This window comes from Mycolicibacterium sp. CBM1, assembly GCF_054073305.1.
The window spans coordinates 155,578-169,617 of sequence record NZ_JBSXPP010000003.1 but is presented as its reverse complement, the minus strand read 5'-3'; the positions used below and the strand labels follow the sequence as shown (position 1 = coordinate 169,617).

Here is a 14,040-nt window from a genome sequence, read left to right as displayed (position 1 = left end):
GTTATGACTAATTCGGCCCCTGGCTGTACCTCAACAACTACAAAGCGTCATACTTCTTGATGTGACGAGCGCTGTTGGCACTTCGGGAACTGCGATCACATCGCGCGTGCATTCGCTGAACCGGCCGAACATGGTCAGTGTTGGCACCATCGTGTGGCTTTCCAGTGAGTTGATGTTCTTTGCTGGACTGTTCGCGATGTACTTCACTGCACGTGCTCAGGCCGGCGGGGTATGGCCGCCGCCGCCCACCGAGCTGAACCTGTATCAGGCGGTTCCGGTGACGCTGGTGCTGATCGCGTCGTCGTTCACCTGTCAGATGGGTGTGTTCGCGGCCGAGCGGGGTGACGTCTTCGGGCTGCGCCGCTGGTATGTGATCACCCTGGCGATGGGCACCTTCTTCGTGCTGGGGCAGGGCTACGAGTACTACCACCTGATCACCCACGGTACGACGATCCCGGGTAGCGCCTACGGCAGCGTGTTCTACCTCGCCACCGGCTTCCACGGCCTGCACGTCATCGGCGGTCTTGTCGCCTTCGTGCTGCTCCTGCTGCGCACCAAGATGAGCAAGTTCACCCCCGCGCAGGCCACCGCCGCCATCGTCGTGTCCTACTACTGGCACTTCGTCGACATCGTGTGGATCGCGCTGTTCGCGACGATCTACTTCATCCGTTGATGAGAAGGGGTTCGATGCTGAAGAGATCGGGGCGGTCCGATTCTCCGAAGAGTGACAAGTCGCGTCGCCGACTTCGTCGCCGCCTCACCGGAGCGGTCCTGCTGTTGGTCGGCCTCGGAGTCGCGGGCGGCCTAGCCGCCACGCTGACACCCACACCGCAGGTGGCGGTCGCCGACGAATCGCAGTCGGCACTGCTGCGCACCGGCAAGCAGCTCTACGAGACGGCATGCATCACCTGCCACGGAGCCAACCTGCAGGGCGTCCAGGGCCGCGGGCCCAGCCTGGTCGGTGTCGGCGAGGCCGCGGTCTACTTCCAGGTCTCCACCGGCCGGATGCCGGCCATGCGCGGCGAGGCACAGGCGCCTCGCAAGGATCCGGTCTACGACGAGGCTCAGATCGACGCCCTCGGTGCATACGTCCAGGCCAACGGCGGCGGGCCGCTGGTCCCCCGGGACAGCAACGGCCAGGTTGCCGACCACTCGCTGCTCGGCAACGACGTTGCCCGTGGTGGCGATCTCTTCCGGCTCAACTGCGCCTCGTGCCACAACTTCACCGGTAAGGGCGGCGCGCTGTCGTCCGGCAAGTACGCCCCGGCGCTGAGCGAGGCGACGCCCGCCCAGATCTACACGGCGATGCTCACCGGTCCGCAGAACATGCCGAAGTTCTCCGATCGGCAGCTCACGCCGGAGGAGAAGAAGGACATCGTCGCTTACGTCCGGATGGCGGAGAAGACACCGAATCCCGGCGGGTACGGGCTCGGCGGCTTCGGGCCGGCGCCGGAGGGTATGGCGATCTGGATCATCGGCATGGTCGCCGCGATCGGTGCGGCACTGTGGATCGGGGCGAGGGCATGAGCGCCCAGCGAGTAGCGAAGGCGGATCGCGCATGAGCGACGTGAACAAGCCGACTGACGAACAACTCGCGGCGATGTCCCGGGAAGAGTTGGTCGAACTCGGCGGCCGGATCGACGGCGTCGAAACCATTCTCAAGGAGCCGCGCTGGCCGGTCGAGGGCACTCGCGCCGAGAAGCGCGCCGAACGCGGTGTGGCGCTGTGGCTGTTGCTCGGCGGCGTCTTCGGGCTCGCCCTGCTCCTGGTCTTCTTGTTCTGGCCGTGGGAGTACAAGCCCGACGGCGCCGAAGGAAACCTCGTCTACACCCTCGCCACCCCGCTGTACGGCATCACCTTCGGGCTCTCGATCCTGGCGATCGGCGTCGGAGCGGTGCTCTTCCAGAAGAGGTTCATCCCCGAGGAGATCTCGGTCCAGGACCGGCACGACGGGCGGTCCTCCGAAGTCGACCGCAAGACGGTCGTGGCCAACCTCACCGATGCCCTCGAGGGGTCGACGGTCAAGCGGCGCAAGTTGATCGGACTGTCGCTGGGCATCGGGCTGGGCGCCTTCGGTGCCGGCACACTGGTGGCCTTCATCGGCGGCCTGATCAAGAACCCGTGGAAGCCCGTGGTCCCGACCGCCGAAGGCAAGAAGGCTGTGCTGTGGACCTCCGGGTGGACGCCGCGCTTCGCGGGCGAGACCATCTACCTGGCCCGCGCGACCGGTCTGCCGGGCGAGTCTCCCTTCGTCAAGATGCGACCCGAGGACCTCGACGCCGGTGGCATGGAGACCGTGTTCCCCTGGCGGGAGTCCGACGGCGACGGCACGACGGTCGAGTCGCACGAGAAGCTGGGCGAGATCGCCATGGGCGTGCGCAACCCGGTCATGCTGATCCGCATCAAGCCGGTCGACATGCCCCGGGTGGTCAAGCGCCAGGGTCAGGAGAGCTTCAACTTCGGTGACCTGTTCGCCTACACCAAAGTCTGCTCGCACCTGGGCTGCCCGGCCTCGCTGTACGAACAGCAGACCTACCGAATCCTGTGCCCGTGCCACCAATCGCAGTTCGACGCACTGCATTTCGCACGGCCCATTTTCGGTCCGGCTGCGCGCGCATTGGCGCAGCTGCCCATCACCATCGATAAGGACGGGTACCTGGTCGCCAACGGTGACTTCATCGAACCCGTCGGACCCGCATTCTGGGAGCGCAGATCATGAGTCCGAAACTCGCTGATGCCCTGGCCAAGCAGGGCGACGACATCGACTCCCGCTATCACCCTTCGGCGGCGGTCCGGCGACAGCTGAACAAGGTCTTCCCCACGCACTGGTCGTTCCTGCTGGGCGAGATCGCCATGTACAGCTTCATCGTTCTACTGCTCACCGGTGTGTACCTGACCCTGTTCTTCGATCCGTCGATGGCCGAGGTCACCTACAACGGCGTCTACCAACCGCTGCGCGGTGTGGAGATGTCGCGGGCCTACGAGACCGCCTTGAACATCAGCTTCGAGGTACGCGGCGGTCTGTTCGTCCGGCAGGTGCACCACTGGGCGGCCCTGATGTTCGCCGCGGCGATCATGGTGCACCTGGCCCGCATCTTCTTCACTGGTGCGTTCCGGCGCCCGCGTGAGGCCAACTGGGTCATCGGTTCGCTGCTGCTGATCCTGGCGATGTTCGAGGGCTTCTTCGGCTACTCGCTGCCCGACGACCTGCTCTCAGGCACCGGCGTCCGCGCCGCCCTGTCGGGTATCACCATGGGTATCCCGCTCATCGGCACCTGGATGCACTGGGCCCTGTTCGGCGGCGACTTCCCCGGCGACATCTTCATCCCCCGCATCTACGCGCTGCACATCCTGCTGATCCCGGGAATCATCCTGGCGCTCATCGGAGTTCACCTGGCGCTGGTGTGGTTCCAGAAGCACACCCAGTTCCCCGGCCCCGGCCGCACCGAGAAGAACGTCGTCGGCGTGCGTGTCATGCCGGTGTTCGCGGTGAAGTCGGGCGCGTTCTTCGCGATGGTGCTCGGCATCTTGGGCCTGATGGGCGGCGTACTGCAGATCAACCCGATCTGGCAGCTGGGTCCCTACAAGCCGTCTCAGGTGTCAGCGGGTAGCCAGCCCGACTTCTACATGATGTGGACCGACGGCCTGATCCGCCTGTTCCCGCCATGGGAGATCTACATCGGCAACCACACCATCCCGCAGCCGTTCTGGATTGCGCTGGGCATGGGCCTGGTGTTCATCCTGCTGATGGCGTGGCCGTTCCTGGAGAAGAAGTTCACCGGCGACAACGCGCACCACAACCTGCTGCAGCGTCCCCGTGACGCCCCGGTCCGTACCGCGATCGGCGCGATGGCGATTTCGTTCTACATGCTGCTGACCTACGCCTGCATGAACGACATCATCGCGCTGAAGTTCCACATCTCGCTCAACGCGACGACGTGGATCGGCCGCATCGGTGCTGTGGTGTTGCCGCCGCTGGTCTTCTTCATCACCTACCGCTGGGCGATCAGTCTGCAGCGTAGTGACCGTGAGGTGCTCGAGCATGGTGTCGAGACCGGCATCATCAAGCGCCTGCCGCACGGTGCCTACGTCGAACTGCACCAGCCGCTCGGCCCGGTCGACGACCACGGCCACCCGATTCCGCTGGAGTACCAGGGCGCTCCGGTGCCCAAGCGGATGAACAAACTGGGCTCCGGTGGCCGACCTGGCCACGGCAGCTTCTTGACCGCGGATCCGGCGTCCGAGGATGCCGCGCTCAACGAAGCCGAACACGCCCAGGAAGTCCGGACGCTGACGGCGCTGCGCGAGCGGCAGGATGAGGCGTCCAACGGGCATGCGAACGGCGACAGCCAGCACTGAGAGTTCGTATACGAAGAAACCCCGGGCCGGAAGGCCCGGGGTTTCTTCGTAGCTTCCACCGAGACACACAGCAGGCAGCAGGCAGCAGGATCGCGTCGTAGCGGTCAGGGGTTCAAGCAGGTGATGTGGCGCCGGAGCAGCCGCCCCTCAGAGCCACCAGGGGCTCACACCGCCGCAGCCGTCTCCTCCACCGCGCCGTGCAGTTGGCGCAGGTAGGTCACCGGGATCGCAGGCATCGCGACGGTGATGACGGCAGCCACGCCCAGCGCAACCCAGGCCGCGGTGTCGTCGCCCACCGCCAACAGATACGTCGCCGTCGAGACACCAACCAACGCAAGCCCGATCGCCCCGGTCAACACGGACGTACAGCGCAGCCACAACCGGTCCAGCTCGGTGGCGGGAATCAGCGGATCGGCGCGCCGTGAGGCCGACGACAGGGCGAAGTCCGGTTGGTAGCGCTCGTACGGGTCGACCGTAGAACCGAACACCTTGATCTTTTCGGTCGGCGCCTCGACGGGTCGGCCCGCCGCCGGCGGGCGCGCCGCAGGTGGCGCAGGCGGCGCAGGAGCGTCACCGGAGCGTGCGTCGGCCAGCGCCGTGCGCCGGGCCCGGATCAGCAGTGGGATCGCCGCCACGATGATCAACGCGGAGACGATGATGACGCTGTAGAGCAGCCACGGTGTGCGACCGCCGTCGCCACCGGCGGCGGTGGTGTGTCCTCGGCTCATGTCGACCAGCGCGACGACGGCGATCACGCTCACGGCCAGCAGCGCCAGCCAGATCGCCCCACACACGCCGACCAGCAGACGGTCCACCGTCTCCGGTGAACGGTCCTGGGATTCGGTCTCCCCGGCGAGCGGGAGTTCGGATTCGCGTGCCATCAACAGCTCGTCTGTGCAGCGTTGTTCTGATTGGACGACAACACAACTCCATCGCTGGTCGTGATCGAGCAGTTCAACTTGCTGACCAGGAACAGGCTGGAGGCCTGCACCGAGCCGACGTCGGACTGCGAGATCGGTGTCACCGTCAACGACCACGGGATGTAGACGTTGCGCTGGGTGCGTTGACGCCCGGAGGCGTCGACGTAGGTCACCGAGATGATGTCGCCGGGGGCCTTGGTGCCGGTCACCGAGTAGGTGACCTGGCGGGGCCCGGCCGGCGTCGTGGTGGTGGTCGTGGTGGTCGGCGGCGGCGCGGTGGTCGTCGTGACGGGCGGGGGTGCCTCGGTCGTCGCCGGCGGTGGTGCAGGAGGCGGAGGCGGCTCCGTCGTCACCGTCACGGTCTCGGTGGGCGGCGGCGGGGGCGGCGGCTCTTCGGTGGTCGGCGGAGGCGGTGGGGGCGGCGGCTCCGTGGTCGGGGTGATCTCATCCTGCACCGGCGGCGGTTTCACCGTGGTTGTCGTCGGGATGGCCAGATTGTTCGTGTCGGTACTGGTCACCAGTAGCGAGACGGACACCACCAGCGCGATGGCGGCGATGATCGCGGTGATCCCGACGACCCACGGCCATTTCGGCGGAGCGACGTCCTCGATCAGCTCGGTTCCGGCGTCGTAGGCATCGTAGGCGTCGTAGTCGTAGAGTCCGGGCTCAGGAGCGATGTAGGGACCCGCGGTGTATTGCTCGGATTCCGGCGCGGAGTAGGCGTGGAAACCAGTTCCGGCCGTGTCCGCCCGGTACTCCTCGGCCGGTTGATCCGGCTGGTGACCGCCCAGCTCCTCATCCGGCGGATTCGGCCCGCTCATGCTCGCCTGTCCTCTTTCGACTACATCACCGCGGCACGCGGGCCAAGGACTGGCACGCAGCGTGCCGACGGCTCCCGTTGCCCTGGCAAAACCCTACCGAACCGGCTCGGCGGGCGACGCACGCAGCACGCCGTTCGGCACCAAGTGGCGCCTTGATTGTGACCTTCGTCGAGGCGCTCAGTGCTTCTCGGGACCGATGTAGTACTCGAACACCAGGCCCGAGACGGCCGCCAGCACGAACACCACACCGGCTGCGATCAGCCAGGGCAGCCACAGTGCGGCGCCGACGGCTGCGGTCGAGAACGACAGGGCGATCAGGATCGGCCACCAGCTGTGCGGCGCGTAGAAGCCCAACTCCCCTGCGCCGTCGCTGATCTCGGCGTCCTCGTAGTCCTCTGGGCGGGTGTCGAGACGACGTGCCACGAACCGGAAGAAGGTGCCGATGATGAGCGACAGACCGGCGGTGAGCACCAGCGCCGTGGTGCCCGCCCACTCGATACCGCCATTGCCGAAGACTGCGGTCAACACCCCGTAGACCACGGCGGCGAGAACGAAGAACGCGGTCAGGATCTCAAAAAGCCTGGCTTCGATATGCATCTGCGGTCCCCTACTTGCTCGCCTGCGGGATCACTTGCTGGCCCCGTCGCGTGTCGAACGGGCGGGTGCTAATCGCCACCGGCGACTGGTTGATCGCCTGCAGCGCCTCGGCGTTGGTCTTGCCGGCGATTCGCTGCTGCAGGTATGCCTTGAAGTCGTTGGCCGAGACAACCCGAACCTCGAAGTTCATCATCGAGTGGTAGGTGCCGCACATCTCGGCACAGCGGCCGACGAACGCGCCGGTCTGAGTGATCTCCTCGACCTGGAACTTGTTCTCCGAGTGGTTGGCTTCCGGGTTCGGGAACACGTCGCGCTTGAACAGGAACTCGGGCACCCAGAACGAGTGGATGACGTCGGCGGAAGCGACCTGGAACTCGATGCGCTTGCCGACCGGCAACACCAGAACCGGGATCTCGTCGCTGGTGCCCAACGTCTCGACCTTGTCGAAGTTCAGGTAGGTGCGGTCCTCAGGGTTCAGGCCGCGGACCGCCCCGACGCGCTCCTCGCCGTGCGCGTCCACGCCCTCGGGCTTGGAGACCATCGCGGCCTTGCGGGCCGGGTCTGCGCCGTCGTAGTTGAGCGTGCCGTCCTTGAAGTCGACCTTCTGATAGCCGAACTTCCAGTTCCACTGGAACGCGGTGACGTCGATCACGACCTCGGGATTGGGGTCCCGGTGCACCATCTTCTCCTGCACGACGACGGTGAAGTAGAAGAGCACCGAGATGATCAGGAACGGGATGACCGTGAGCACCAACTCCAGCGGCATGTTGTAGCCGAACTGGCGGGGCAGCTCATCGACGCCCTTCTTCTTGCGGTGGAAGGCCATCGTCCAGAACGTCAGGGCCCAGACGATGACGCCGACGACGAGAGCGGCGATGACCGAGCCGACCCAAAGGTCGCGGTTGGCGTGCGCCTCCGGTGTGATGCCTTTGGGCCAACCGAGGCCCAGGGCTTCCTGCCAGCTGCACCCGCTGAGCGTCAGCGCCAGCACACCGAAGGTGACGGCAAGCGCCACCAGACGGAGCCGGGAACCGCGGGTCTTCACTTTGGCGCCTCCTGTTTCAGGTCCAGCTCGTGGCCCTAATGAACCGCTTCTTTCGTATCGCGGGAACTTTTCCGCGAATCGAATACTACGCAGCGTAGACCACACCCGAACGCCAAGCCCGACACACCTCCAAAACAGCTGTGCCGCGCGTTCGAGGCACCCGCCGACGTGCGGCATACTGGGCCCGGTGTGCGGACTGCTGGCCCTGGTGACAGACCCTGGTGGCAAGCAGGAGGACACCCCGTCCGCGGTCGACGCTGTAGCCGGCGCCACCCGCCTGATGCGGCACCGCGGTCCCGACGAACCGGGTGGAAGCTGGTCAGACGGCACCGTGACCTTCGGCTTCAACCGCCTGTCGTTCATCGACATCGCGCACAGTCATCAGCCGCTGCGTTGGGGTCCGCCGGACACACCCGACCGCTATGAGCTGGTTTTCAACGGCGAGATCTACAACTACCTGGAATTGCGCGAGCAGTTGCGCGCCGAGTTCGGCGCCGACTTTGCAACCGACGGTGACAGCGAGGCCATCGTGGCCGCCTACCACCACTGGGGCATCGACGCCCTCAGCCGCTTGCGCGGCATGTTCGCCTTCGCGCTGTGGGACACCAAGCGCCAAGAATTGTTCTGCGCCCGCGATCCGTTCGGGATCAAACCGCTGTTCATGGCGACCGGTGCCGGTGGCACCATCCTGGCCAGCGAGAAGAAGTGCGTGCTGGATCTGGCCGAGCGCGTCGGCATCGACCTTTGTATCGACCACCGGGCCGTACAGCACTACACGGTGCTGCAGTACGTGCCCGAGCCCGAGACCCTGCACCGCGGCATCCGCCGTCTGGAGTCCGGTTGCTACGCGGTCATCCGGCCGGGGCAGGCGCCGAAGGTCAGCCGCTACTTCACCCCGCGCTTCACCAGCACGCCGTTCACCGCGGGCGAGGAGCAGGCCCGCTACGACGAGATCACCGCGGTGCTCGAGGACTCGGTGGCCAAGCACATGCGCGCCGATGTGACGGTCGGGGCGTTCCTGTCCGGCGGCATCGACTCCACCGCCATCGCCGCGCTCGCGATCCGGCACAATCCGCGGCTGATCACGTTCACCACCGGTTTCGAGCGGGAGGGTTTCTCCGAGGTCGACGTGGCGGTGGCCTCTGCCGAGGCGATCGGCGCGCGGCACGTCGCCAAGGTGGTCAGCCAGTCGGAATTCGTTGCCGCGCTGCCTGAGATCGTTTGGTATCTCGACGAACCGGTGGCCGACCCCGCTCTGGTCCCGCTGTTCTTCATCGCCAAGGAAGCCCGCAAGCACGTCAAGGTGGTGCTGTCCGGCGAAGGCGCCGACGAACTCTTCGGCGGTTACACGATCTACCGGGAACCGTTGTCGCTCAAGGGATTCGATTATCTTCCGCGGCCTTTGCGCAAGTCGCTCGGCAAGGCCTCGCGGCCGCTGCCTGAGGGTATGCGCGGCAAGAGTCTGCTGCACCGCGGTTCGCTGACACTCGAAGAACGCTATTACGGCAATGCCCGCAGCTTCTCCGACGAGCAGTTGCGGGCCGTTCTGCCCGGTTTCAACCCGAACTGGACACACACCGACGTGACCGCCGCGATCTACGCCGAGTCGGCGGGCTGGGATCCGGTGGCACGCATGCAGCACGTGGATCTGTTCACCTGGTTGCGCGGCGACATCCTGGTCAAGGCGGACAAGATGACGATGGCCAACTCGCTGGAACTGCGGGTGCCGTTCCTGGATCCCGAGGTGTTCGCGGTGGCCTCCCGGTTGCCGTTCGACCAGAAGATCACCCGCACCACCACCAAGTACGCGCTGCGGCGCGCCCTGGAACCGATCGTGCCCGCCCATGTCCTCAACCGGGCAAAACTGGGCTTCCCCGTACCGATCCGGCACTGGCTGCGCTCCGGTGAGCTGATGGACTGGGCCTACCAGATGATCGCCTCGTCGCAGACCGACCACCTGGTCGACGCAGCGGCCGTCCGCCGCATGCTCGACGAGCACCGTGCGGGCGAGAGCGACCACAGCCGCCGGTTGTGGACGGTGCTGATCTTCATGCTGTGGTACGCCATCTTCGTCGAGAAGAGTGTCGTGCCCACGATCAGCGAGCCGCAGTACCCCGTCCAGCTTTAACGGAAGCACGACTCCCGCTATTTGCCATTTGTCGGCGGCAAGCGCCTCCCCCGCTATTTGTCGGCGGCAAGCGCCTCTCCCGCTATTTGTCGGCGGCAAGCGCCTCTCCCGCTATTTGTCGGCGGCAAGCGCCTCCGAGATCTCGTCGGCGGCGTCCGGCCCGTAGGCGTCTTTGATCCGCGCGACGGCGGCGTTGCGGTCCCAGCCCCATTCCTGCGGGCCGGGCGCTTCGAGCACCAGGGTGGCGACCATGGACGCCAGCTGCGCGGAGCGTTCCAGGCTCAGACCGGCGCCTCGGGCGGTGAGGAACCCGGCGCGGAAGGCGTCGCCGATCCCGGTCGGGTCATCCTTCTGGGTCTCGGGCACCACGTCGACGTGGATGAAGGTGCCGTCACGTCCGACGAGGTCGACGCCGTCGGGGCCCAATGTGGTGACGCGCAGCTGAATCTGGCTCATCACCTCGGCCTCCGACCAGCCGGACTTCTGCAGCAGCAGATCCCACTCGTAGTCATTGGTGAACAGGTAGGTGGCGCCGTCGATCAGGCGGCGGATTTCCTCACCGGAGAGCCGGGCCAGCTGCTGGCTGGGATCGGCGGCGAACGCCAGGCCCAGCTTTCGGCACTCCTCGGTGTGCAGGAACATGGCCTCGGGATCGTTGGCGCCGATGATCACCAATTCCGGTGCCCCGCTTCGCTCGACGAGGTCGGCCAGTTTGATATCGCGGGCTTCCGACATCGCGCCGGGATAGAACGACGCGATCTGGGCCATGTCCTCGTCGGTGGTGCAGACGAACCGCGCGGTGTAGGCGGTCTTCGACACCAGAACGTGCGAGGTGTCTACCCCATGCGATTCGAGCCACTGCCGATACTCGTCGAAATCCGAGCCGACCGCACCGACGAGGGCCGGGCTGCCACCCAGCACGCCCATCGCGTAGGCCATGTTGCCCGCGACACCGCCGCGGTGGACCACCAGGTCATCGACGAGGAAACTTAGCGACACCTTCTGTAGGTGCTCGGCCAACAGCTGCTCGGAGAACCGCCCGGGAAAACGCATCAGGTGGTCGGTGGCAATGGATCCGGTCACCGCGATGGTCACGAAGCGTCCGCCCTTCATTCACTAGTGGATCTAGCTAACGGTACCTGCGCGACGCCGCGCGTCGATTTCCGGTCCCGTGCGCTAGCCTCTCGTACAAGAGCCGACTATATGGCCCCGGTATCGGTGCTATCGCGGTCGGCATCTCAATTTCAGGCCTCCGACCCCGGGAGACATATCGATGGCTGGCCCCATTCCGCCGAACCAACGGGTCGGCGCCGAGGGTCAACCGCCGGCTGGGCAGCCCGCCTATTCCGAACCTTATCCAGAAGAACCGTACGGCCGCCCCGGCGGTCCCGCGCCGATGGGGCCCTACCCCGGCGTGTACCCGGGGGCCCTGCCGCCGCCGGTCTCCTATCCGAAGCCGCGCCGACGCAAGGCTCTGTGGTTGGCCGCGCTAGCCGTGGTGCTCGTCTTGGCCGCCATCGGAACCGTGCTGGCGATCCGGACCGACCGGCCGACCGGCACCGCCGCAGGCACCTTCACCGACTCGGCGACCAAGACCTCGATCCAGGGCTATCTGACGGCGCTGTCCAACGGCGACACCGAAACCGTCGCCCGCAACAACCTGTGCGGCATGTACGACGGGGTCAAGGACCGCAAGTCCGACCTCGCGCTCGCGCGGCTGGCCAGCGACGCGTTCCGCAGGCAGTTCGCCGGGGCCGAGGTGTCCTCGATCGACGCGATCGTGCCGTGGTCGAACTATCAGGCGCAGGTGCTGTTCACCATGAAGGTGGCACCGTCATCGAGTGCGCGCGGCACCCGTAGTGAGGAGCAGGGCGTCGCCCAAGTGCTCCGGCAGGGCAATCAGTTGCTGGTCTGCTCGTACCTATTGCGAACGGCCGCCCAGTACTGACCGGGCGGCCGTCACCAGACGAGCGTCAGTTGAACGAATCGCCGCAGGCGCAGGACCCGGTGGCGTTGGGGTTGTCGATCGTGAAGCCCTGCTTCTCGATGGTGTCGACGAAGTCGATCGAGGCGCCCTGCACGTAGGGGGCACTCATCCGGTCGACGGTCAACGTGACCCCACCGAAATCGGCGGTCAGGTCGCCGTCGAGCACGCGATCGTCGAAGAACAGGTTGTAGCGCAGGCCAGCGCAACCACCCGGCTGCACGGCGATGCGCAGCGCCAGGTCGTCGCGGCCCTCCTGGTCGAGGAGCGACTTCGCCTTGGCGGCCGCAGCGTCGGTCAACGTCACCCCATGCGTAGTGGTGGTGGTCGACTGATCGGAAACAGTCATTGCGTCTCCCTCAAAGCAGATGTCTGTGTGGGTTCCCGTGGGGATTTGACCCACCTCAACAACGGTACCTTGTTCGGGCACTATTCCCGACTCAGCGCGGCAGGTCGGCCGCGGTCCGGCGGGCCAACCCGGTCAGCTGTGCGGCGGCATCGTCGATGGCCAGCTGCACCGAGCCGGCGAAATCGGCGATCGCGTGCGCGGCCGCGATGCCGGCATCGGCGAGTACCGCCGGCCCGAGGGTGACCTGTCCGGCCAGGACCAGCACCGGGATGCCCCGCGGGCGTGCGCCACCGGCCAGCGCGCTGACCACCTTGCCGTGCAGGGACTGGTCGTCGAAGCGGCCCTCGCCGGTGATGATCACGTCGGCGGCCGCGATGTCCTCGGCCAGCGCGGTGCGCTCGGCGATCACCGCCGCCCCGGACTCGCGCCGGGCCCCCAATGCCAACAGCGCAGCCCCGAGTCCACCGGCCGCTCCAGCTCCGGCCAGCGGGCTGACCGGGCGTCCGGCCAGCGCGTCGAGGCGGGCGGCCCACGCCGTCATCCGCTGCTCGAGAATCTCCACCGTCTCCGGGTCGGCACCCTTCTGCGGTCCGAAGATCCGTGCCGCTCCCATCGGCCCCAGCAGCGGGTGCTCGACGTCGGTGGCGGCGATCAGCTCGACTCCGGCCAGCGCGGCGTGCGACTTGGTCAGTCCGCCGAACGCCTCGACGAGCCCGCGGCCGCCGTCGGTGCACGAGCTGCCGCCGAGACCGACGACGATCGTGCGGGCGCCGGCATCCAGCGCGGCGTGAACCAGCTGGCCCACCCCACCGCTATGGGCCGCGACGGCGGTGTCCGGGGTTGGCGGCCCGCCGAGCAGGTGCAGCCCGCAGGCCTGCGCGCATTCCAGGTAGGCGGTCGCGGTGGCCGGGTCGTACACCCACTCGGCGTCCACCTCGCCGGTCAACGGACCCGAGACGCGGGTGCGGCGCACCTCACCGAGCCTGCCGGTCAGCACGCCGACGAATCCGGGGCCACCGTCGGACTGCGGCGCCAGGATGAGCTCATCGAACGGCCTGGCCTGCCGCCAGCCCGCGGCGATCGAATGCGCGGCCTCGACGGCGGTCAGGCTGTCGCCGTAGCAGTCCGGCGCGATGAGCACCCGCATCGCTGCAGGGTAACCTGACAGGCGTGAAACTGCTGGGCCGCAAGAACGACGACGGCGACGCCAAGCAGGCCGAGCCGACAGAGGTCGACGAGCCTGCCGTCCCCGGGGGTACCACCGCACCCAAAGGGCGGCCCACGCCCCGGCGCAACGAGTCCGCCAAGCGTCGTGGCCCGGTCGCCCCGGCCCCGATGACGGCGGCCGAGGCCCGCAAGCGCCGCAAGGAGATGCGCGCAACCCTGACCAAGGAGGAGCGCCGAGCCGACAAGCTCGAGCGCCGGGCAGCGATGAACGACCGGCGTGAGCGGATGATGTCCGGCGAAGAGGCCTACCTGCTGCCGCGCGACAAGGGTCCGGTCCGCCGATTCGCCCGCGACATCGTCGATTCGCGCCGCAACGTGCTCGGGTTGTTCATGCCCGCGGCGCTGGCGCTGATCTTCGTGATGCTCGCCGTGCCGCAGGTACAGCTGTTCATCTCCCCGGCGATGTTGGTGCTGATGGCGATCATGGCCGTCGACGGCATCCTGCTGGCCCGCAAGGTCAACATCGCGGTGGATACCAAATTCCCGGACAACACCGAAGGACATTGGAAGCTCGGGCTCTACGCCGCCGGCCGCGCCTCGCAGATCCGCCGGATGCGGGCGCCTCGACCTCAGGTCGAGCGCGGCGCCAAGGTCGCCTGAGCCGACTCGA

14 protein-coding genes are annotated in these 14,040 nt (G+C 66.9%); 7 read left to right on the top strand and 7 right to left on the bottom strand.

Going from position 1 to position 14,040, the window contains the following annotated elements; genetic code table 11:
* Window positions 1–61 precede the first annotated feature (61 nt).
* The 4 genes from ctaE to qcrB are packed head-to-tail and all read left to right on the top strand — an operon-like array spanning window position 62 to window position 4,359.
* Window positions 62–673 (top strand): aa3-type cytochrome oxidase subunit III, encoded by a 612-nt coding sequence (gene ctaE, locus ACXDF8_RS05325; RefSeq protein ID WP_457222207.1) that lies wholly within the window; start codon window positions 62–64, stop codon window positions 671–673.
* 14 nt (window positions 674–687) lie between these two features.
* Window positions 688–1,527, top strand: coding sequence for a cytochrome bc1 complex diheme cytochrome c subunit (qcrC, locus tag ACXDF8_RS05320; protein ID WP_457222206.1), 840 nt, complete (start codon window positions 688–690; stop codon window positions 1,525–1,527).
* Window positions 1,528–1,558: 31 nt separating this feature from the next.
* Window positions 1,559–2,719: a cytochrome bc1 complex Rieske iron-sulfur subunit gene (gene qcrA / locus ACXDF8_RS05315; protein WP_457222205.1), complete on the top strand. Its 1,161-nt coding sequence runs from the start codon at window positions 1,559–1,561 to the stop codon at window positions 2,717–2,719.
* Entirely contained in the window at window positions 2,716–4,359 is a 1,644-nt protein-coding gene (qcrB, locus tag ACXDF8_RS05310; protein ID WP_457222204.1) for a cytochrome bc1 complex cytochrome b subunit, read from the top strand. Before qcrA ends, qcrB begins: the two co-directional genes overlap by 4 nt.
* A gap of 164 nt (window positions 4,360–4,523) precedes the next feature.
* Here qcrB and ACXDF8_RS05305 read toward each other — a convergent pair whose 3' ends face one another.
* From ACXDF8_RS05305 to ctaC, 4 genes are all read right to left on the bottom strand, one after another.
* Window positions 4,524–5,240, bottom strand: coding sequence for a DUF2561 family protein (locus tag ACXDF8_RS05305; RefSeq protein ID WP_457222203.1), 717 nt, complete (start codon window positions 5,238–5,240; stop codon window positions 4,524–4,526).
* Window positions 5,240–6,100, bottom strand: a complete 861-nt coding sequence (locus tag ACXDF8_RS05300) for an MmpS family transport accessory protein (RefSeq protein WP_457222202.1) — start codon at window positions 6,098–6,100, stop codon at window positions 5,240–5,242. Before ACXDF8_RS05300 ends, ACXDF8_RS05305 begins: the two co-directional genes overlap by 1 nt.
* 177 nt (window positions 6,101–6,277) lie before the next feature.
* On the bottom strand, window positions 6,278–6,697 hold the full coding sequence (locus tag ACXDF8_RS05295) for a cytochrome c oxidase subunit 4 (protein ID WP_457222201.1): 420 nt from the start codon (window positions 6,695–6,697) through the stop codon (window positions 6,278–6,280).
* 10 nt (window positions 6,698–6,707) lie between these two features.
* Complete coding sequence (gene ctaC / locus ACXDF8_RS05290) at window positions 6,708–7,826, bottom strand: aa3-type cytochrome oxidase subunit II (RefSeq protein WP_457222368.1); 1,119 nt, start codon at window positions 7,824–7,826, stop codon at window positions 6,708–6,710.
* Window positions 7,827–7,929: 103 nt separating this feature from the next.
* Here ctaC and asnB point away from each other — a divergent pair, with 103 nt between their 5' ends.
* Window positions 7,930–9,870, top strand: a complete 1,941-nt coding sequence (gene asnB / locus ACXDF8_RS05285; protein WP_457222200.1) for an asparagine synthase (glutamine-hydrolyzing) — start codon at window positions 7,930–7,932, stop codon at window positions 9,868–9,870.
* Between the two features lie 111 nt (window positions 9,871–9,981).
* Here asnB and ACXDF8_RS05280 read toward each other — a convergent pair whose 3' ends face one another.
* Entirely contained in the window at window positions 9,982–10,965 is a 984-nt protein-coding gene (locus ACXDF8_RS05280; RefSeq protein ID WP_457222199.1) for a carbohydrate kinase family protein, read from the bottom strand.
* 178 nt (window positions 10,966–11,143) lie between these two features.
* On the opposite strand from ACXDF8_RS05280, the gene ACXDF8_RS05275 reads away from it, so the two are divergent.
* Window positions 11,144–11,818 (top strand): Rv0361 family membrane protein, encoded by a 675-nt coding sequence (locus ACXDF8_RS05275; protein ID WP_457222198.1) that lies wholly within the window; start codon window positions 11,144–11,146, stop codon window positions 11,816–11,818.
* Between the two features lie 25 nt (window positions 11,819–11,843).
* On the opposite strand, the gene ACXDF8_RS05270 is transcribed toward ACXDF8_RS05275, so the two are convergent.
* The gene (locus ACXDF8_RS05270; protein ID WP_457222197.1) at window positions 11,844–12,203 is read right to left on the bottom strand and encodes a HesB/IscA family protein; all 360 of its coding nucleotides are present in this window, start codon (window positions 12,201–12,203) and stop codon (window positions 11,844–11,846) included.
* A gap of 91 nt (window positions 12,204–12,294) precedes the next feature.
* Window positions 12,295–13,350, bottom strand: a complete 1,056-nt coding sequence (locus ACXDF8_RS05265) for a glycerate kinase family protein (RefSeq protein ID WP_457222196.1) — start codon at window positions 13,348–13,350, stop codon at window positions 12,295–12,297.
* Between the two features lie 23 nt (window positions 13,351–13,373).
* On the opposite strand from ACXDF8_RS05265, the gene ACXDF8_RS05260 reads away from it, so the two are divergent.
* The gene (locus tag ACXDF8_RS05260; protein ID WP_457222195.1) at window positions 13,374–14,030 is read left to right on the top strand and encodes a DUF3043 domain-containing protein; all 657 of its coding nucleotides are present in this window, start codon (window positions 13,374–13,376) and stop codon (window positions 14,028–14,030) included.
* Window positions 14,031–14,040 lie beyond the last annotated feature (10 nt).

Excerpts from the sequence above, each read along its gene's own strand:
- ACXDF8_RS05275 (WP_457222198.1), top strand. The coding sequence starts at position 11,144 with ATGGCTGGCCCCATTCCGCCGAACCAACGGGTCGGCGCCGAGGGTCAA.
- qcrC (WP_457222206.1), top strand. The coding sequence starts at position 688 with ATGCTGAAGAGATCGGGGCGGTCCGATTCTCCGAAGAGTGACAAGTCG.
- ACXDF8_RS05270 (WP_457222197.1), bottom strand. The coding sequence starts at position 12,203 with ATGACTGTTTCCGATCAGTCGACCACCACCACTACGCATGGGGTGACG.
- ACXDF8_RS05265 (WP_457222196.1), bottom strand. The coding sequence starts at position 13,350 with ATGCGGGTGCTCATCGCGCCGGACTGCTACGGCGACAGCCTGACCGCC.
- qcrA (WP_457222205.1), top strand. The coding sequence starts at position 1,559 with ATGAGCGACGTGAACAAGCCGACTGACGAACAACTCGCGGCGATGTCC.
- qcrB (WP_457222204.1), top strand. The coding sequence starts at position 2,716 with ATGAGTCCGAAACTCGCTGATGCCCTGGCCAAGCAGGGCGACGACATC.
- ACXDF8_RS05305 (WP_457222203.1), bottom strand. The coding sequence starts at position 5,240 with ATGGCACGCGAATCCGAACTCCCGCTCGCCGGGGAGACCGAATCCCAG.
- ACXDF8_RS05300 (WP_457222202.1), bottom strand. The coding sequence starts at position 6,100 with ATGAGCGGGCCGAATCCGCCGGATGAGGAGCTGGGCGGTCACCAGCCG.
- ACXDF8_RS05295 (WP_457222201.1), bottom strand. The coding sequence starts at position 6,697 with ATGCATATCGAAGCCAGGCTTTTTGAGATCCTGACCGCGTTCTTCGTT.